Origin of the sequence: Flagellimonas algicida (assembly GCF_049629585.1) — a bacterium.
GTDB lineage: Bacteria > Bacteroidota > Bacteroidia > Flavobacteriales > Flavobacteriaceae > Flagellimonas.
In genome coordinates this window covers 996,322-1,015,258 of sequence record NZ_JBMYIX010000002.1, presented here as the reverse complement: position 1 = coordinate 1,015,258, position 18,937 = coordinate 996,322, and the positions used below count along the sequence as shown (strand labels likewise).

Below are 18,937 nucleotides of genomic sequence, written 5' to 3'. Positions count from 1 at the left end.
CCAAACTTTAACATACTCATGAAAAAACACCTCTATCTAGTAATGATTCTTTTTGCCACTACCCTCTATCCCCAAAAAGGGGAAATCCTCTTTTTTCAGACCAACTGGGGAAACACTTTAAGTTGGGATGCATTTTGCGAACGGGCCAAAGCCTCCGGTTTTGATGGTATTGATGTTTGGCTGCCCAATGAGACGGAAAGTCAACAGCAACTCAAAGCTGCATTAAAAAAACATGACTTACAGCTTAATTTAATGCATGGGACCGACAACAGTCTTCCCTTTGAGGAAAGTTTGGAGGCCTATACAAAGAAATTGCATGTATTGGTGTCGTGGAAGCCTGTGGTGATCAACAGTCAAACCGGTAGTGACTTTTTCACTATGGAACAAAATACCGCATTTATCAAAGCGGCCAATGCCATCAGTAAGGAAACGGGTATTCCCATTTATCATGAAACCCATCGCGGGCGGTTCAGTTACACCTTGCCCATTACATTGGACTATTTAAAAAAGATATCCGATTTACGTCTTACTGCCGATATCAGTCATTGGATGGTGGTCCATGAATCCTTATTGGAAGGCAGGGATGCCATGCTTTCCGAAGTGATTGCAAAGACCGACCATATCCATGCGCGGGTAGGCCATGCCGAGAGTCCCCAAGTAAACGACCCCAAAGCTCCAGAGTGGAAAAGGGCCGTTGACCGTCATTTGGACATCTGGGAAAAGGTCATCAGAAAATTCTGGGCGGAAAATGACCGTCCCATGACGGTTACCTCAGAATTTGGGCCACCTTATTATATGCCTGCCCTTCCGTATACCCAACTTCCCGTATCGGACCAATGGGAGGCCAATGTTTATATGATGAACATTATAAAACAAAGACTCGGCATAGATTAAATGGATATTCTTTCACAGCTATTGGGGCGGTTACATCCTCTAATTGTACACCTGCCCATAGGGTTCTTGGTACTGGGCGTACTTTTATATTGGACCGACCGTAAGACAAAACAGTACACCGGGCTATTGTCCACCTTGTTCCTTTGGGCGGGGTTGGTCTCGGTCTTGGCCTGCATAAGTGGATTCCTGCTATACCAAAATGAGGGTTATGGGTTTGATACCGTCAAAGGTCACCTCTGGTTTGGAATCATCACGGCCGTGTTCTGCTTTGCATTGTATTTGAAATGGAAGTCGGATTCCGTAGCGGTGTTGCAAAAAGTGTCCTTTCCCATTATGATTGTTTTAGGGTTGGTGTTGATTTCCATCACAGGGCATAAAGGAGGTAACATCACCCATGGAGAGGGGTACCTGACCGAACCCCTTCCACGAGGGGTAAAAAAAGCACTGGGAATTCCGGTTTTTGAAGAACTCCCTATAGCATTGACCGAAGAATCCTGGGAGAATGCCGACCTGTACGCCGAAGTGGTACATCCCATCCTCAACAATAAATGTGTAAGCTGCCATGGTCCCAAACAGGCCAAAGGCGAACTGCGCCTACACCATATGGACGATATTCTATCCGGCGGCGAAAACGGTGAGGTGATCATGGCCCAAAATCCTGATGGCAGTGAACTTTTCACCCGGGTTATTTCTCCCAAAGATACCGATGGCCATATGCCGCCCAAGGAAAAAGAGCAATTGTCCAAGGAAGAGATTGCCATACTAAAAGCTTGGATCGAGGCCGGACACCCTTTTGATGGCAGTATTGCATCGCATGGATTGGACGAAAGTCTTTTTGAACCCTTCTTCCCCAAAAATGCGGAAGATTTTTATCCAGAGGCCACTTTATCCGCTTTGCCATTGGATAGTCTACGTGCCGTCAAGGAAACCGGATTGCATGTGGAGTATCTCAGCAAGGATTCCCCTTGGCTTAGGGTCACCGCAATCAATAAACCTGGATTTTCGTTGACAGATACCTTGGCCTTGACCCCCATAAACGATTTTATTGTGGAACTGGATTTGTCCAATACGGCCATAAACGATTCCATTTATCCGTATTTGGGTCATTTACCCCACTTGACCACGCTTAACTTGGGTCAAACCGAAGTCACGGACCAAGGCATTGAGGAGCTATCCCATCTTTCACATTTGAAACACCTCAACCTAACCCGTACCGGAATCACTTCAAACTTGTTTGACAAATTGGAGAATTTCCCATCCCTACAGAAAGTGTATGTTTTTGGGACTTCGTTGTCTTCCGATGGTCCAAAAGAAATCCATAAAGGATTGGAGGTGGATTATGGTGGATATACCCTTCCCAAAATTGCTTCGGATTCCATTATCTATTGAATCAGTCGCGGGCCAAGTATAAAAATCCTTGGAACTCCAGATTAAGGTCATCCATGGTAAGAAGATAAAAATAGACCCCCGATGGCAATCCACGGTTTCTATTGATGACCCATTTACCGTCCGTGGCATAGCCGTTGAATCCATTGGTGTAATTGGTCTGTTCAAAAACCAATAGGCCATTCCGGTCATAGATACGCATGCGGTTGTTCGGGGATTGTTCCAATGCATCAATCTCCAAAAAGTCATTGATACCATCGCCGTTGGGAGTAATCAAATAATTGGGCAAATCCACAATGAAGTTTGGGTTGTCCGTAGTGCCGAAAGTCAGGATTTCATAAACATTGGGGTCAAAGGTATCCGAAACCACCATCCCTTGGGAAAAATCACCCACCGCCATACCACCGAGGTTTTCCCATTGATGGTCCAATTTGTTCCAGCCCACCACAGTAATCTGTTCAATATTGGTGGTCAACAGCGATATTCCACTGCGCTCGTTCCACGAAATTTGTACCGTGGAAGGTATAGATCCCTCCAAATGCCAAAATTCTTGGGTACTGACATTTCCCAACCCCATCGCCTTGATGTTTGTATTGAAGGTTTCCGAAAAAGTGGTCGGAGTATTCGGGTCTTCATAAAAGTATGCACAAAGTGCGGTAGGATTCACGGCTTCCGATTTCAAGATCAAAGGGCGCAATTGTTCGGTATCCCCTACAGGAAAAGTAAAGCTCTGTTTTCCTTGTGCCGAAACATACCCATCAACCTTACTCATATCCGTTGCCCCGGTATGGAAAGCATCGGGCCAAAAATCCAAGGTCACAAAAGAATTTGCTCTTGTGGTCCGGATATCCCCATCCATAAAATTACCGTTGTTCGTTACCCCAATGGTAATGTCCAAAAAAAGACCAGTGGATGCTAAAATTTCCATATCGTTGAACAGTGGCGCAAAACTTCCCGAAACCAAAACAGGTGCATCACTATAAAATCCCATCAACCCTTCGTTATCATCAAAAATGCCATCATTGATCAAATTTCCATGAAGGCCTAGACCACCATCAGCATGTATTTTTAGCATGCCCCAATTGCGCATCCCATCTTGTGCCTCAAGGCATAGACTTGAAAGAAAAAATAGTATGATGCAATAGGTTTTCACGGATCAGCGTAATTTATTGATCACAAAACTCGAGGTGCCACTCCCTTCAAAGCGTACCGTACCGGAATTGGCTTCCCTGTAGGTAACAATGGTCACCACATCATTGGCACTTAATTCCAATATTTCACTTACATGGATACTGGAATGGTTATGCCCCTGTAGCAAGCTAAACGATATATAGCCCGATGCTCCCAAGGCGCCAACCGCAGTTCCGTTCACTGCAATGCGGGCATTGACATTGGTACCAAACTCCGTGTCACTTAAGATGCTGTCATCTATGCCCACTAGGGCCAAGTTGGCCCGAATATCATATCTCCCTGATTCTTTTACAATCAAGGTGTTTCCACTGACTTCGTAAAGGTTGGTACCATCGTCCACATAGTCATTGGACCCAAAAATAGGCGCAACGGTATTGTTTACGTTGAGGTTGGTGGAGGTATTGGTATTCGTCCAACGCCCTCCAAAATTGACTTTGGATGTGTGGATTACCCCATTGGCATCCGTTTTTACCACTTGGTCTGTGGTTTCGGCATTATCCATTGTCCTCACCCGGGCATAGCCATTCACATCCAAGGATTGGGAAGGCGTATTGGTGCCCACCCCCAATCTAAGGTTGGTATTGTCCCAAAAAAGTTGTGCATTGTTCTGCGTTGGGGTTCCATCGGTATCGGCAAAAAAGACTGAGCCAGGGGTTCCGGTAAAGGTGATTTCTTGCCACAAAGAACCATTCCAAATTTTGGTGCGTTGATGGTCGGCATCAGTGGTATCAAACCAAATGTCGTTCAATACGGGGGTAGATGGAGCTGTACTTCCAGTGGTGACAGTAGTATTCCTCACCGTGGTTTTGGTCCCCTTGTTATCAATTACCCTGACCTCTTGCGAATGGATAAAAAAGGGCATTCCAAGCAACAGCAGGAGTACCGTGTTTATTTTAAGACGCCGGGATTTGGTCATTTTGAAATCCTTTAAGTCCAGTAGTACAACAGTGGGAACAAGGGGAACTGCCCACTGTAACACCCTACTTTACATATTGCACCTCAATGACATCACCGGCATACACCGCCCAGTCATTGGGAGCCGATCCTCCAGGCACCAAGGTAACTGTTGATGCAGCTACCGTGTAATCCACATTGGCCACTAGCTTGGCCCCATTCCTATATACCCAAACTTGACTGAAGGCTGGCAAAACTGGGCTTCCTGTAAGTGCATAGGCGGTTTGACCTGCCGTGGCGGTAAAGCTCTCCTGACCACTTTGGATAAGGTTCAAGTCGGATGAAAGTAATTTTTTTACAGCGCCTGTAGCTTCGTCCCTTACCAAAATGGTATATCCGGTTCCGGTTCCATGGTCCGATTCCGTAGTCGCGTTCGTGGAGGGCAGTTCTGTTGAAATCAATTCAATCCCATCAAGACCGAATACATTGCCATCCACATCAATAAAAGTATCATTGGTAAGCGTGCCTCCCAGCTGCCAGGTAGTTGTGGTCACATCATTGGTGGTGTTGGATAACATGGTAATCCCATTGATGGATTGGAGGTACTTAATGGTCCCCCTGTTATCCACTACCCGTACGGCTCCACCTGTGGTAGTGGTGCCCGGGACAATATCGGTTGCTTTGGTAACATCGCCCGTGGTCTGCTGGGCGCTGGCCGTTCCAAAGGATACTATCCCGAGGACCAATAGGGCCATTCTGGTGATTATAGAATAATTTGGAGTTTTCATAGTGATTGTGATTTACATTTGGATTCTAGGTTTTTTGTTGTTAAAAGAATTGGACAATCCGAATCTCATCGTCCTGAAAACAGATGATGCCCGGGTCCAACGCAATGGTATTGCTTCCTATAGCGGTAAAGTTGATTTTGATTCCGTTGCGATACACGTCTATTTTTTTGGTGTCGGTAATGGCCAAGGGGGTAGCAAACTGGTTTTGACCATTGTTGGCCACCACCAAAGTCTCCTCACGTTGTAAAAGGAATGATCTGTCCATTTGCCTCAACACCTGGGTCGATGCATCCATGACAACCACAAAATCCGTAGGGTTGTTGGACATTTGTAATCCCTCAATAGCCAAGGTGTTGATTGAACTTGATTGTAGACTAGTGGGTCTTGTCAGCGCTCCTCCCAGTTCAATGGTATTGGTCGAAGTTTCCGTAATCCCGTTTGAAGCCTGTACGGCATTCCCCTGAACTATCCAGTTGGTCCCATCATACGTAAAGAGATCACCGGAGTTTTTGTCTACATAAATATCGCCCGCCAAAGGGTCATTTACCGTGATGGGGGAAGGCAATCCATTGCCACTTTTTGGATTTCTATTGATCAACACAAAATCTGACCCGTTCCAAATGTTTACATTGTTTTGGGTCGAATCAATCCAAACATCCCCTACTTGATTGGCAATTGGGGCCATGCTAGATGTTGTTACCGCCATTCCTGCACCACAAAGGCTTTTCCATGCAGTTCCATCAAACACAAAAATGCATTCGGCATCGGTATTATAAACCAATGCTCCATGTAGTGGTGTTATGGCACTCATTTGGGCCTGATTTACCCTTGTAAGTACCAAGGCCCTACTTGTACTTTCCAGTTCCAAAATCGATGCCCCATCCAATACTTGAAGATTCTCACCGATCTTTACTTGGGCCATACCCAAATGAATACCAAGACAGCATATTAGTGTTGTAACTATTTTACTGATTCGTCTGCACATAAAAAAACGTAAGTATCTGAATTTCTGTATTTAAGATATAAAACAATGGATGAGAATCCTTTTTTTTGTTGTGAAATCAACAAAATATGTAATTAAATACTTACAATATGTCGTTAACCATTAAAATAGATGCCAATCGAAGACTGCTAAACCATAACTATCTCACTAAAAGTAAGTTACAATACTTATTAAGAGTAATACCACTAAACATATGGATTCTGATACTCTCACCTATCTGATTTCTTGGTGCTAGTCGTTTTGCTTGTCTTTTCCAAAGAACCGTTTGTGCTTTCCATCATCTAAAATCAACCGCACAATTTTTGCGGTAAACGCCACAAAGGTGCCAATGGAAAGGAACGCATAGATTATGGTGAACATCTTTCCCAAATCCGTGGTCGGCACAAAATCGCCATACCCCACAGTAGCCATGGTCATCACCGAAAAGTACAACGAATCAATAACGGACCAATGTTCGGTTTGGGAATAGAAAAAGGTAGAGCCTATCAATAAAAACATCAAAAAGAAGCACAGGAATTTAAACTCGTCGTCCTTTCGGATTCCTTTGAGTATGGCTTTGGCAAATCGGAAAATATTGATGACAAAAGAGAGCACGGTTGTTGTATAGCTATTGGATGTACTATGGGTTGAAGTGAAGTTACACAAAAGACGGAATCTTTCCCAATATCCACAATCATCAAAACCTTTCTTGTTCTGAGAATTGCATAAAAAAAGGGGATACACGCCTGTATCCCCAAACCAAACAAACTAAAGTAATAACTAACTACTCATTTTCGTCGTCATCCTCAAATTTTGTGTCCGCCATGCGCGTACGCTCAAATTGGATGTCATTGAATCGTGGTGTCAAGGTCTTATCATCGGTATCAAAGACCAAAAACTGTTTTGTATCCATCATTTTGAGTCCAGTATAGGAATCAAATCGGTTATTTTGTAATTGCAGTACTTGTAAACTTGCCAATTGACCAAACTCTGTGGGAATCTCACCGCCCAACTGGTTGTTGGCCAACACCAATTCCTTTAGGTGGGTCAAGTTCCCCATTTCGGAGGGGATGTTTCCTTCCAGATTGTTCTCAAAAAGGCCCAAGGCTTCCAATTGGGTCAGATTTCCAATGGACTTTGGGATGATTCCTTTCAAATTATTACTGGAGAGGTTCAGTTCTTTTAAGTTAGTGAGGTTTCCGAACGAATCCGGTATGGGGCCGCTGAGAAAATTATTGAACATGGATAACACCTCCAATTGCCTCATTTTTCCAATACCTTCGGGAAGTGACCCTTTGATGCGGTTCATTTCCAAGCGAAGCACTTTTAGGTTTTTCAACTTCACAATATCCTTGGGAAGTACACCGGTAAGGCTATTGAATGCCAAATTTAATTGGGCCAAGTGTTTAAGTTTGCCCATACTTTCGGGAAGCACTCCGTCCAAATTGTTCATGAACAAGGTCAATCCCACCACATGGTTGTCCTTTACCTCAACGCCTTTCCATGTATGGATCGGGGATTCCAAATCCCACGAAACCTTCCATTGGTCTCCTTTGGTGTTGTTGTATAGGTCTACAAGGGCATTCCTCTCCTCTTGGGGGACTTCCTGGTTGGCATAGGTCCTACCTACGGAAACCAGTATACATAAGAAGAAAACGGCCAATCGAATCATTGATTACTTATTTTATCCTAAAGAATTTACCTACAAAGTAATCAAAAGACGAAAAAACTTACAAATATAATCGGCGAACTGACGGTAATTTGTTGTGAACTAGGCTAAATATGTGGTATGTAAATGGATTTTTTGCTAGTTCAGGGTCTCCAATTCGTGGGAAAGGCTCTCCCAGTCTTCCATTAAGTTCTCCAGCTTTTTCTTTTTACCCTGATATGTATCAAAAAAATTGGGGCGGGCTATCGTGCTGTCATAATCCATTAAGAGGTCATGATCTATGTCCGCTATCTCCTTCTCCAATTGTGAGATCTTTTTTTCCACCCCACTCAATTTGTTCTTGAGCGATTTCTGTTTCTTTTGGAATTGATAGTCGTTCTCCTTGGAAACCACCTCGACCTTCTGTGCTACTTTTTTCTCTCCTTTTTCTATTTTCCTGAAATCCTCTGCCTTTCGCTGTTCCAGATAAAAGTCGATATCTCCCAGATACTCTTTGATGCTACCGTCCTTGAACTCATAGACCCTATCGGTAAGCCCTTGGAGAAAATCCCGATCGTGGGACACCAAGACCAAGGTTCCTTCAAAATTTTGAAGTGCACTTTTTAGCACGTTCTTGGATTTAATGTCCAAGTGGTTGGTAGGCTCATCCATGACCAACACGTTGAACGGTTGCAGCAACATTTTGGCCAAGGCCAATCGGTTTCGCTCCCCACCGGAAAGCACCTTTACATATTTTTCCACCTCATCGCCACGAAAGAGAAAAGACCCCAAAATATCCCTGACCTTGCTTCTGTTCTTCTCATTCGCAGCATCGATCATGGTATCCAAGATGGTTTTTTCACCATCAAGATATTCTGCTTGGTTCTGGGCAAAATAGCCTAGTTGTACATTGTGCCCGGTCTTTAGGCTTCCCGTATGGTCCAACTCTCCCACCATGATTTTGGCCAAAGTGGTTTTTCCTTGTCCGTTCTGACCTACAAAAGCGGTTTTTGTACCGCGTTCAACCAATAGATCAATCTCTTTTAGAACCTCCTTTTTGCCATAGCTTTTGGAGAGATTTTCCAGTTCTGCCACCACCTTTCCGGGGTTTATGGAAACGGGGAACCGAAGGTTCATTACACTATTATCCTCATCATCCACCTCAATACGTTCTATTTTGTCCAGCTTCTTAATGAGGGACTGTGCCATGGAAGCCTTACTGGATTTGGCCCGGAACTTTTCAATCAAGCGTTCGGTCTGCTGGATCTGCTTTTCTTGGTTTTTTTGGGCGCTCAGTTGCTGTTCCTTGATTTCTTTTCGATACGCCAAAAACTTGGTGTACGGTTTGTTGTGGTCATAGATTCGGCCCAATGAAATCTCAATGGTCCTATTGGTGACATTGTCCAGAAACATTTTATCGTGCGAAACAATCACAACCGCACCTGCATAGGTTTTCAAGAACTGTTCCAACCAGATAATGGATTCAATATCCAAATGGTTGGTAGGCTCATCCAACAACAAAACATCATTGTTCTGCAATAGGAGTTTGGCCAACTCTATCCGCATGCGCCACCCCCCGGAAAAGGTATCTGTCAACTTATCAAAATCATCGCGCTTAAAACCCAATCCCAGCAATACTTTCTCGGTATCGCCTTGATAGTTGTAGCCGCCCAGAATTTCATAGCGATGGGTAACATCGTTCAAATCTACCATTAGCTGATGATAGCCCTCACTTTCATAATCGGTGCGCTCTGCCAATGCCGTATTGATTTCCTCCAGTTGTTGCTCCAAGGACTTGATATCCGAAAATGCCTGATAGGACTCCTCCAGTACGGTACGTCCTTGCTCAAAATCGATATCCTGCCTCAAAAACCCAATCTTGATGTCCTTTTCCATGGCAATGGTTCCCTCATCGGGCGCCATATCCTTGGACAATAATTTGAGCATGGTGGATTTACCCGCTCCGTTCTTACCGATAAGACCTACGCGGTCCCCACCGTTTAAACGAAACGCGATTTCTTCAAAAAGATATTCACCCCCAAAGGCTACCGAAAGATTGTGGACATTTAGCATTATATGTGACCTGAATTACAAAACAAAACTACCCAATTGCGTATTTTTGCATAAAAATCGGTGCAAATGTTAAAAAAAGGAACCAAACTGTACAGCATTTTAACAGGAAGTTGTCCTAAATGCCATGAAGAGAGTATGTACGAAAACACCAATCCGTATGCCATCTCCCAAATTTTCAACATGAACGAGCGTTGTTCGCACTGTGGCACCAAGTACAAGATAGAGCCCTCGTTTTTCTATGGCGCCATGTACGTGAGCTATGCTGTGGGCATTGCCTTTGCCGTGGCTGCCTTTGTGATCGCCTTTTTGTTTTTTGGGGCTTCTTTGGTGAATACCTTTTTTGCCATTGTGGGCACCATGATTGTTTTTATGCCCGTGATCATCCGGTTATCGCGTAACATATGGGTGAATTTCTTTTTTAAGTACGACCCCAACGCGGCATCGCACAAACACACCGTGGCAAAAGGTTAATCCCGATAGTATTTTTTGGTAAAACGTTGAATGTCCATTTCAGGGTCAATCTGTTTTTGGTGCTCAATGGCTTGGTACAATTGGTCTGAGGCATAGGGTGCAATAAGCACGCCCCTAGACCCAAAACCGTTGAGCACATACAGGTTTTTATGTTCTGGATGTTCACCGACCAAAGGTCGTCTGTCCACAACGGTTGGACGAATACCTGCCACATGGTCCACCACCTCAAAATCACATTGCAAAAAGGTAGTCAGCTTGTCCAAGAGTTCTTTTTTGGATGCTTCGGTGGGCTCGTTGGTCTTATCCTTCCATTTATAGGTAGCACCTACCCGATACAAATCCCCTCCCAACGGAATAGTGAACACAGAAGACTTGATCACTCGGTTTTCCATGTAGGTTGGCGCTTTAATCGTTAACAATTCTCCTTTGGTACCGTTCAAGGGCAGGTAGTTGAAAAAAGGGTTGTTCTGAAGTCCGTAACCACAGGCAAAGACAATCTGTTTAGCCTGTATGGTTTTATACGAAACCTTTTCATCTGCAACCGTAAGGGCGGAAAAATCAAAAGATTCTCGTTCCAGAATGCCTTTTTTATCCAGATAGGCCGCGTAGGACTCCACCAAAGTACCCGTATCTATTCTTCCGGTGTATTTGACTTCCCCAAAACCATGTGGCGCATCCAGGGCATTGTTCTGGTTGGGTACAATGGTGGTTGACAAAAAATGGTCCAACCCCGGTTTATCGGCAGCCTCAAACCAGAGGTTCTGCTCTTCAACGGAGGCAAAACGGCGCAATACAGGAACTTTATAGTCCAATTGAGCCCCTAATTTTTGCTCCAATTGGGCATAGAAAGGTTGAGCCAATTCCATTTGCTCCTTGGCCTTCCAGGCTAAGGTAAACCTCTTTAAAATAACTGGATTGTAAAGTCCGCCTGCAACTTGGGATGCTTGCTGCGAAGCATCGGAAACCACTTTAAAGGACTTCCCTTCCTTCTCCAGAACCTCACAAAAAGAGATTCCCGCCAAGCCCAGCCCTACTACAATGTAATCTACCATAGGGCCAAGGTATTGATCTTTGTTGATTTTTTAACCACAACCCTACGATTTGTGCCATCAACCCAAAACGGCCATCCATCAACCCAAAACTGTCATCCGTTAATTGCGCTCCTGAAAGCCCATTGATTACCAATATCTTGTTGATAAACAAATTTTATCATGAAAAAAATACACTACTTATACCTGGGCTTGGCCCTTGTCCTTGCCCCTGTCTCTTGCGGGAAGGACGACCCCAACCCGCCCGATGACCCGACCACCAATCCACCGACCATTGCAAGTTTTTCCCCAACGGAAGGTACTCCTGGGGCCACTGTGGAGATCATAGGAACCAACTTTAGTGCCACTGCAAGTGAAAACACCGTGAAGTTCAATGGAACTTCTGCCACTGTAAGCAGTGCCACGGCCACCAAGCTAACCGTGAGCGTTCCCAATGGTGCCACATCCGGAAAAATCGCCGTGACCGTAGATGGAGAGACCGCACAGAGTTCCGGAACCTTTACCGTGACAGAACCCTCGGCCAATGCGCCCACCATTGCAAGTTTTTCCCCAACGGAAGGTACTCCCGGGACCACTGTGGAGATCTTAGGAACCAACTTCAGTACCGTAAAAACTGAAAATACGGTCGAATTCAATGGAACCGAGGCCACGGTGAGCATTGCAAGTGCCACCCTACTCACTGTTGAAGTCCCCAATGGAGCCACCTCCGGGAAAATTACGGTCACCGTGGATGGACAGACTGCCCAAAGCAGCACCGACTTTACCGTATTGGACCCAACAACTGTTTCCATAAGCGGGTTTGCCCCGGACCAAGAAAATGTGGGTGCCCAAGTGATCATAGAGGGGGCAAACTTTGATCCCAACACTGCCAATAACACCGTTGAATTCAATGGCGTAGCCGCGCAAGTAACCGCTGCCAACGGCACAAACCTAACCGTGACCGTGCCCGAAGGGGCCACCACAGGGACCATCACCGTTACCGTGGGGCAACAGACCGTGGAAAGCGCAACGGCATTTACCGTAGGACCGTGGAGACAGCTAACAACCCCATCATGGATGGATTATCCCATACGTGGCGGTAATATGGCCGTGCTAAAAAACAACAATGACGAGGACGAAATCCATTTTGGATTTGGCCGATATAATGATGGATCTATTGCCTATACCAATACTATTTATGTCTATGACATAGAAAACGATACTTGGAAAAATAGTGGAGTATCGGAAGCAGCTGCAAGATATAATGCAGCTTCATTTGTACTGAACAATAAATGGCACATTATAACCGGAAAGAATGGCAATGGGGATATTGACGACAGTTGGTCCTATGATCCTACCACAGGAACATGGGAAAACCTTGGGGTAACCGCCTATGGCAGTGGGCTATCCTCTTTTTGTGGAGACATTGCATGTTTTGTATATGGTATAGAAGAAGATTTTGCAGAAGGTAAACTAAAGTCTTTTAATGGCTCTATATGGGTAGATAAACCATCCGCCTTAATACTTGAAAAAGGTATTTTAGATGCAGTAGGTTTTAGAATTGGTTCACAAGGCTATATTGTTACGGGTGAAGGGGCAGTGCATCTGGACTTATTACTCAAGTACAATATGACCACTGATTCATGGGCACAATTGGCCCCGGTCCCCTTCACACTCAGAACTGAAGCCATAGGTGTCGGCATGGGAACTAAAGCATACGTAGGTCTTGGAATAGATGATACTCAATCAAAATATCTAGACGATATTTGGGAATATAATCAAGGTGACAATACTTGGAGTCAGAAATCCAGTTTCCCTGGCGGAGGAAGACAGGGCGCTGCCGCCGTTGCACATGGAGAACATATCTATATTCTAGGTGGTGTTGGGAATGCCCCACAAGAAGAACTAAAGACCTTCTGGCGATACACCCCCGCTCTGGACAATTAAGAACCAACCCTTTTACAATAAAAAACGCCGCACAAATGTGCGGCGTTCTGTTTGTATTGTTCTGGAAGGCCAGCTGTTTACCGTCTGTTCTACTGGCTCAAAAACCAAAACATACTTTATGTCTTTCCTGCGAAGGCAGGAAACCACATCCCATCCCAACATGTCCCACAACATTCACCAATACTACGTTTACATTCTTACCAACCGCAAAAACGGTACTCTATACATTGGCATGACCAACAACCTACAACGGCGGGTACAAGAACATAAAAGCGGAAAATTAAAAGGTTTTACACAACGATACGGTCTCAGTCTGTTGGTCTATTATGAATTTCATCAATACGTTTCCAATGCCATTCTTAGGGAAAAACAACTCAAAAAATGGAAGCGTTCATGGAAAATACGACTTATTGAGGAAGAGAATCCGTATTGGCTAGATTTGGCAAAGGGGTGGTTTAATAATGGATTCCTGCCTCCGCAGGAATGACAAAAGAAAAGATTACGCAAAGCAACTAGCCTCCGCAGGAATGACCAAAGAAAAAGATCAAGCAAAGCAACAAGCCTCCGCAGGAATGACAAAAGAAAAGATTACGCAAAGCAACTAGCCTCCGCAGGAATGACAAAAGAAAAGATTACGCAAAGCAACAAGCCTTCGCAGGAATGACAAAGGAAAAGGATTTAGTTAACCAACAAACTTTTAGGAATGGGAATGATAAAAGAGAAAAGATTAGACAACAAAATACGCTGAAAAAAGGCAGGGACCATTGGCAGAAAAGGGCCAAACCCCTAAAACGAATCATGGTATAGCATACTTAAACAAACAAAAACGCCGCACATTTGTGCGGCGTTCTATTTTATTGAATTGGAAATATTATGTTATGTGGATTCCGAAACAAGTTCGGAATAATTCAACCATCACCTTTGAATACTACCTATGCAGTTTTCAAAGCTGGGTTTCATTAATACGCCCACATATCCTGTTCACGGTCGCGAATCGTTTCTTTGATCCGTTGTGCTTCCAGCAATTGGAACAGGGCATTGTCAAAAATGTAATCGTCTATCTTACGATCTCCGTGGACGTTGTCCTCCTTGTAGATCACCCCATTGAAACGTCTTGCGTTCAACAGCATGTCATACGAGATGGGTCTTGCGGAGTTCCGTTGGTTGTACACTTTGGCTTCGTGCAACACTTGTCGTGCGGCAGGATACCAAACCCAGAACAGCTCTACTTTGTTCTCTCCCGGGTCTATAGACTCATCGTCTATAAAGTTTACGTCCGGAGCCACTGGGGCAATCCCCAATAGACGGTACTTGAGTTCCCCTTGGCGCTTGTCAAAGTACCAGATTCCCTTTATGCGATACTCTTCAATATCGGCCGCGGTCAAATCCCTTTGGTTGATAAACTCAGGGGAAATTTGCTCACCGGCGTTCAATTGCTCGTATCCCAAATCGGTGGTATCCACTTTACTCAAGGTGGCGGAAAGATCGCCCAAGCTCCTTTTTTCGGTAAAGTACGAATCTGTGTACACCTCGGTCAGTTTCCCATTCTTGATGTTTTTCATCAACACGTGGTACAAAGACCTTCGGTCTGCCCCAATACCAATGGTATCGGTGGGATAGTACAACGGAAAGTTGACACGCTCATCCAGATCAATGGTTTCCCAAACGGTCTTGGACCATAGGATGTCCCTATCATCCACATAACCGTACTCGAGGGGAGCGTCATTGTCCTGCTCAATCTGAGCTTCGGTCTTTTTGCCAATATCGTCTGGTAACTTGGCGTTCAAAATGTTCGCCTGTCCCATCATTGATACGGGCAATACGCCCAACAATCCGATTATAATTACATTTTTCCAATTCATGATCACTTCTATACTTTATTAGTTTGTAAGCTCAACCACAACCGGAGATACTTTCTTCAACTTGTAGCTCTTGTTGTTGGTGATATAGGCTTGGATATCGAAAATCTGAACAGCATCGCCTCGCTGGGCCCTTTTCAAGGCAGACTTGGCACGGTTGTCCAATTTGTTTCCATTTACAACCACGGTAGGCTGACCAGGCACTTTGAACTTGAACTGCCCAACGGCAAGGTTCAAATCAAAATCGAAGTCTTCCAACATGGCACCAATGGTAGAGATCTCAAGATTCTTTCTTGGCATCTTAACGCTACCAGACTCTCCACGAACGGTACCACCGGGTCTTGGAATATCCTTGATACGGAACTCAGACTTGGTAGAGATACCTTTACCATCAGGCAATGTTCCTGAAGCGGTTATGGTAACAGACCTACCTGTACCTGGGTTCATTACATACTGGCTACCACTTCTTCTGGTCAAACCAGCAGCGGATGCAGATACCTTATTATCTGGAATACCAGGAATGGAGATGGTCATTGGGTTGGCAACACCTCGGTAAACCACGTTCATCTTATCTGCAGAGATAACTGCAGCATTAGGCATGGAAATGGTCGCAAAGGTATTGTTCACCTCAACGGGCACTTCTTTTCCATCCTGCATGAAGTACATGGTTCCTTTAATGGTGTGGTCACCTGGGGTACCGGCACTAATCAACATTTTAATACCTCCAGCTTCCAAAGCGTAGTCTTTACCTTCGGCCAAAGTTCTACCATCCAACGTCAACTCTGCTTTCACAGGAGTTGATGTCTTATCGGTTTTACTTACAATGATCTTACCATCATACTTTTCACCAGAGTAGTAGGCCGTTTTAGGGGCCGCCAAAGAACTGGCAAAATTGGTCAAGGATACAGCGGCGGTCAAGTTACCTTCCAAAAGGTTTTTCAATACCTCTTGCTCAGTAGTCTTGATATCGGCCTGCAATTGGGTCAATTTGGTCAAAGAGGCCACCAATGGGAACCCTTCGTAGTGATAGTTGATCCAATCTTGACGTGTACCGTCCCTTTTCTCTACCTTACCATCGGCGTCACCGGTGGCAAAACGGGTCTTTACAGCTTCTTTAACAGCGGTAAACTTCCCTTCGGGCAAGGTGTTCACTACACCTTCACGGTAATCGTTGATCTGCTTAAGGAACTCTTTTCCTTCAGGGCCTAGGTTATCTCCCTGAAAAAACTTTTGGTCCAAATAGTCAGATTTGTCCATGACCACATAATCTTTGGGATCTTCCAAATCGGCGGTCATTTCTTTTTTCAATCCTTCCAGATAGGTATAATACTTATCGGAAAGTTCTTTGATTTGCTGAGCATTTTGGTACAGTGACCCATACTCTGCCTCATTCTCTTCAGCTTTGGTTCCCAAGCTTGCCAAGAAATCGGAGTTACTGGAGTCCATTCTGGTATTGGAAGTTTCCAGCTTTTCGTTCATAAGTCCGAAAGCGGCAAGTACTTCCTTGCTCATATTAAGTGCCAACATCGCGATGAAGATCAAGTACATAAGGTTGATCATCTTCTGACGTGGTGTTTGTTTTCCTGATGCCATGTTTATCTAATTAGAATTATAAATTAATTTGATTTGGGGTTTGATATCATTTAATCGATATCCTAATTAGTTTTTGCTACCCATGGCGGAAAGCATACCTCCATATACTCCGTTCAAGGAGGAAAGGTTCGTGGCCAAAGACTCCATTTGGTCTTTCAAGGCTCCTGCATTCTGTACAACTTCCTCGTTAATGGAAGCTTGTCTGCTAGCGCTTTCCAATTGTACTTTGTACAAGCTGTTCAAAGACTCCATTTGGGCAGCGGCATGGGACAATTCCTCAGAATACTTTTTAGTGTGTTGGATGGCATCCGTGGTTGGAGTGATATTCTTGGCAGCACCTTCAAAACTCTTGATGCTCTCACCCAAGTTGGAGAAAAGCTCAGAATCGATCTTGGCTTCCTTAAGAAGGTCATCCAATTTTCTGGAAAGAAGTCCTTCTGCTTCTTGGGCATCCTTGACCTCATTCTTTTTTCCGTTGGATTGACCATTGGCCAACTCTGGATAAACCAAGGACCAATCGTATTCGTCATCCACAGGTTCAAATGCACTGATAGCAAAGATCAATGCTTCAGTAATAAGACCTACCGCAAGAAGAAGTCCACCTGTAAGTGGTCCAAACTCCCAGTGAAGGATCTTGAACAATGCACCAATGATTACCACCGATGCTCCAAGCCCGTAGGCCATGTTAAACAGCTTTTTTGTTGATTTTGACTGTGCCATAATTCTAGTTTTAATTAAGTTATATAAATAAGTATTTGGTTACTGGTTTATTTATATAATGTTCTCTCTAATTCTTAATTATTATAATCCACTTCTGCTTCCGTTGGTGGAATCCTCTTCACCCATATAGTCCTGTACGGTCCTGAAACCGATGTAACTTCTGGCGGAATCCTGATATTCATAATCCCTGGTACTCACCTGAAGGAAGTAAGCCACATCCTTCCAAGATCCACCGCGGATCACTTTTCTTTGGTTTTGTCCGGAACCTACGTTGGGGTTCATGGTGGACAAGTATTCATAGGCGCCTTGATCGAAGCTGGAGCTGGTCCATTCCGATACGTTACCGGCCATATTGTACAGATTGTATTCGTTGGGCTCAAACGATTTGGCCTCCACAGTGTACAAAGCGGCATCTGCTGCATAATCTCCACGTTGTGGTTTAAAGTTAGCCATAAAACAACCGGTATCACTGATCACATATGGACCACCCCAAGGGTAGGTACCTCCTTCAATACCACCACGGGCAGCATATTCCCACTCGGCTTCGGTAGGCAATCTGAACTGGTTCACAAATTGTCTTCCACGAGACTTTTGATCATCGTTCTTGAATTTGGTCCTCCAGTTACAGAACGCTTTGGCCTGCATCCAGTTTACCCCAACAACAGGGTAATCACTATAGGCATCATGCCAAAAGTAATCGTTGTGCATGGGCTCATTATAGGAATATTCAAAATCCCTGATCCACACTGTGGTATCCGGATAGATCTCCAACTCCTCATGCTGGATAAAGTCTTTTCTGCTTCCGGCACGGGCACGTGCTGCAGCCTCAATATTCATCCAACTGTACTTGTATTTTAGTTTGGTTACATCAATAGACCGTAGACCATTGTAGCTTTCCTCTTCCGAAAGATAAATGGAATCCATAACCTCGGCATAATATTCATCCGGATATTCGGAAGTATCCCATACCAAATCCGCATCTTTGTTCAAGGCGCGTCCTTCATAACCGGTTTCCCCTAGACCTGCATAATTGTCCAACATGTATTTGTCATACACGGAAAGGTCAGTGGTATCCGTATCCTTAAACGCATACTCCCCTATACCTTCATCCTCTGGGCTAATACCCAATTCATCTGCCAAGATGGCCAATCTGGTCCGTACAATGGAATCCTTTACCCACTCCACAAACTGACGGTACTCACTATTGGTGATCTCCGTATCGTCCATATAAAAAGAACGTACGGTAACCGTTCTTGTGGGAGCATTCAATACTTTGGCCTGGTCTTCCTCGGCTTTACCCATAACAAAGGCACCTCGTGGAATCAATTCCATTCCATAGGGTTTCTCGGGATGCCATTTCTTTCCAGGGGCCCCAACTAGTTCACCTTTCGACCTCGATTTAGAGCCGCAACTGCTAAGCAAAAAAACAAGTGCTATAGATGAAATGAATAGCTTTCTCATAC

At 44.5% G+C, this 18,937-nt stretch carries 17 protein-coding genes; 5 read left to right on the top strand and 12 right to left on the bottom strand.

Annotated elements, in window-relative coordinates:
* The first annotated feature begins 18 nt into the window (after positions 1-18).
* Both ACPD8L_RS13410 and ACPD8L_RS13405 read left to right on the top strand, forming a co-directional pair.
* The gene (locus tag ACPD8L_RS13410) at positions 19-894 is read left to right on the top strand and encodes a sugar phosphate isomerase/epimerase family protein (RefSeq protein WP_423943781.1); all 876 of its coding nucleotides are present in this window, start codon (positions 19-21) and stop codon (positions 892-894) included.
* Positions 895-2,283, top strand: coding sequence for a c-type cytochrome domain-containing protein (locus ACPD8L_RS13405; RefSeq protein ID WP_423943779.1), 1,389 nt, complete (start codon positions 895-897; stop codon positions 2,281-2,283).
* A 1-nt stretch (position 2,284) separates the two neighbouring features.
* On the opposite strand, the gene ACPD8L_RS13400 is transcribed toward ACPD8L_RS13405, so the two are convergent.
* From ACPD8L_RS13400 to abc-f, 7 genes are all read right to left on the bottom strand, one after another.
* Positions 2,285-3,433: a T9SS type B sorting domain-containing protein gene (locus ACPD8L_RS13400; RefSeq protein ID WP_421810115.1), complete on the bottom strand. Its 1,149-nt coding sequence runs from the start codon at positions 3,431-3,433 to the stop codon at positions 2,285-2,287.
* 3 nt (positions 3,434-3,436) lie between these two features.
* The gene (locus ACPD8L_RS13395) at positions 3,437-4,387 is read right to left on the bottom strand and encodes a hypothetical protein (RefSeq protein ID WP_421810116.1); all 951 of its coding nucleotides are present in this window, start codon (positions 4,385-4,387) and stop codon (positions 3,437-3,439) included.
* Positions 4,388-4,451: 64 nt separating this feature from the next.
* Positions 4,452-5,153, bottom strand: coding sequence for a hypothetical protein (locus tag ACPD8L_RS13390; RefSeq protein ID WP_421810117.1), 702 nt, complete (start codon positions 5,151-5,153; stop codon positions 4,452-4,454).
* Between the two features lie 40 nt (positions 5,154-5,193).
* Positions 5,194-6,075: a hypothetical protein gene (locus tag ACPD8L_RS13385; RefSeq protein WP_423943777.1), complete on the bottom strand. Its 882-nt coding sequence runs from the start codon at positions 6,073-6,075 to the stop codon at positions 5,194-5,196.
* A 312-nt stretch (positions 6,076-6,387) separates the two neighbouring features.
* Entirely contained in the window at positions 6,388-6,801 is a 414-nt protein-coding gene (locus tag ACPD8L_RS13380) for a potassium channel family protein (protein WP_423943776.1), read from the bottom strand.
* A 118-nt stretch (positions 6,802-6,919) separates the two neighbouring features.
* Positions 6,920-7,807, bottom strand: a complete 888-nt coding sequence (locus tag ACPD8L_RS13375) for a leucine-rich repeat domain-containing protein (RefSeq protein WP_116216199.1) — start codon at positions 7,805-7,807, stop codon at positions 6,920-6,922.
* A 135-nt stretch (positions 7,808-7,942) separates the two neighbouring features.
* The gene (abc-f, locus tag ACPD8L_RS13370) at positions 7,943-9,856 is read right to left on the bottom strand and encodes a ribosomal protection-like ABC-F family protein (protein WP_423943774.1); all 1,914 of its coding nucleotides are present in this window, start codon (positions 9,854-9,856) and stop codon (positions 7,943-7,945) included.
* 66 nt (positions 9,857-9,922) lie between these two features.
* Between abc-f and ACPD8L_RS13365 the strand changes: the two genes are divergently transcribed.
* Positions 9,923-10,327 carry a DUF983 domain-containing protein gene (locus ACPD8L_RS13365; RefSeq protein ID WP_116216201.1) on the top strand — a complete coding sequence of 135 codons (405 nt, stop codon included), beginning with the start codon at positions 9,923-9,925 and terminating at the stop codon, positions 10,325-10,327.
* On the opposite strand, the gene ACPD8L_RS13360 is transcribed toward ACPD8L_RS13365, so the two are convergent.
* Positions 10,324-11,379, bottom strand: a complete 1,056-nt coding sequence (locus ACPD8L_RS13360) for an NAD(P)/FAD-dependent oxidoreductase (RefSeq protein ID WP_423943772.1) — start codon at positions 11,377-11,379, stop codon at positions 10,324-10,326. The two genes, ACPD8L_RS13365 and ACPD8L_RS13360, sit on opposite strands and share 4 nt — an antisense overlap.
* Before the next feature lie 159 nt (positions 11,380-11,538).
* Between ACPD8L_RS13360 and ACPD8L_RS13355 the strand changes: the two genes are divergently transcribed.
* Positions 11,539-13,302, top strand: coding sequence for an IPT/TIG domain-containing protein (locus tag ACPD8L_RS13355; RefSeq protein ID WP_423943771.1), 1,764 nt, complete (start codon positions 11,539-11,541; stop codon positions 13,300-13,302).
* Positions 13,303-13,420: 118 nt separating this feature from the next.
* The gene (locus tag ACPD8L_RS13350) at positions 13,421-13,789 is read left to right on the top strand and encodes a GIY-YIG nuclease family protein (RefSeq protein ID WP_423943770.1); all 369 of its coding nucleotides are present in this window, start codon (positions 13,421-13,423) and stop codon (positions 13,787-13,789) included.
* Positions 13,790-14,261: 472 nt separating this feature from the next.
* Here the strand turns inward: ACPD8L_RS13350 and porN are convergent, their stop codons facing one another.
* The 4 genes from porN to porK all read right to left on the bottom strand — a co-directional run bounded on the left by porN (position 14,262) and on the right by porK (position 18,935).
* Entirely contained in the window at positions 14,262-15,164 is a 903-nt protein-coding gene (gene porN, locus ACPD8L_RS13345) for a type IX secretion system ring subunit PorN/GldN (protein WP_421810122.1), read from the bottom strand.
* Positions 15,165-15,182: 18 nt separating this feature from the next.
* Positions 15,183-16,754, bottom strand: coding sequence for a type IX secretion system motor protein PorM/GldM (gene porM / locus ACPD8L_RS13340; RefSeq protein ID WP_116216207.1), 1,572 nt, complete (start codon positions 16,752-16,754; stop codon positions 15,183-15,185).
* 66 nt (positions 16,755-16,820) lie between these two features.
* Positions 16,821-17,474, bottom strand: coding sequence for a type IX secretion system motor protein PorL/GldL (gene porL / locus ACPD8L_RS13335; RefSeq protein ID WP_116216208.1), 654 nt, complete (start codon positions 17,472-17,474; stop codon positions 16,821-16,823).
* Positions 17,475-17,555: 81 nt separating this feature from the next.
* Complete coding sequence (gene porK, locus ACPD8L_RS13330; protein ID WP_116216209.1) at positions 17,556-18,935, bottom strand: T9SS ring complex lipoprotein PorK/GldK; 1,380 nt, start codon at positions 18,933-18,935, stop codon at positions 17,556-17,558.
* Between the last annotated feature and the right edge of the window lie 2 nt (positions 18,936-18,937).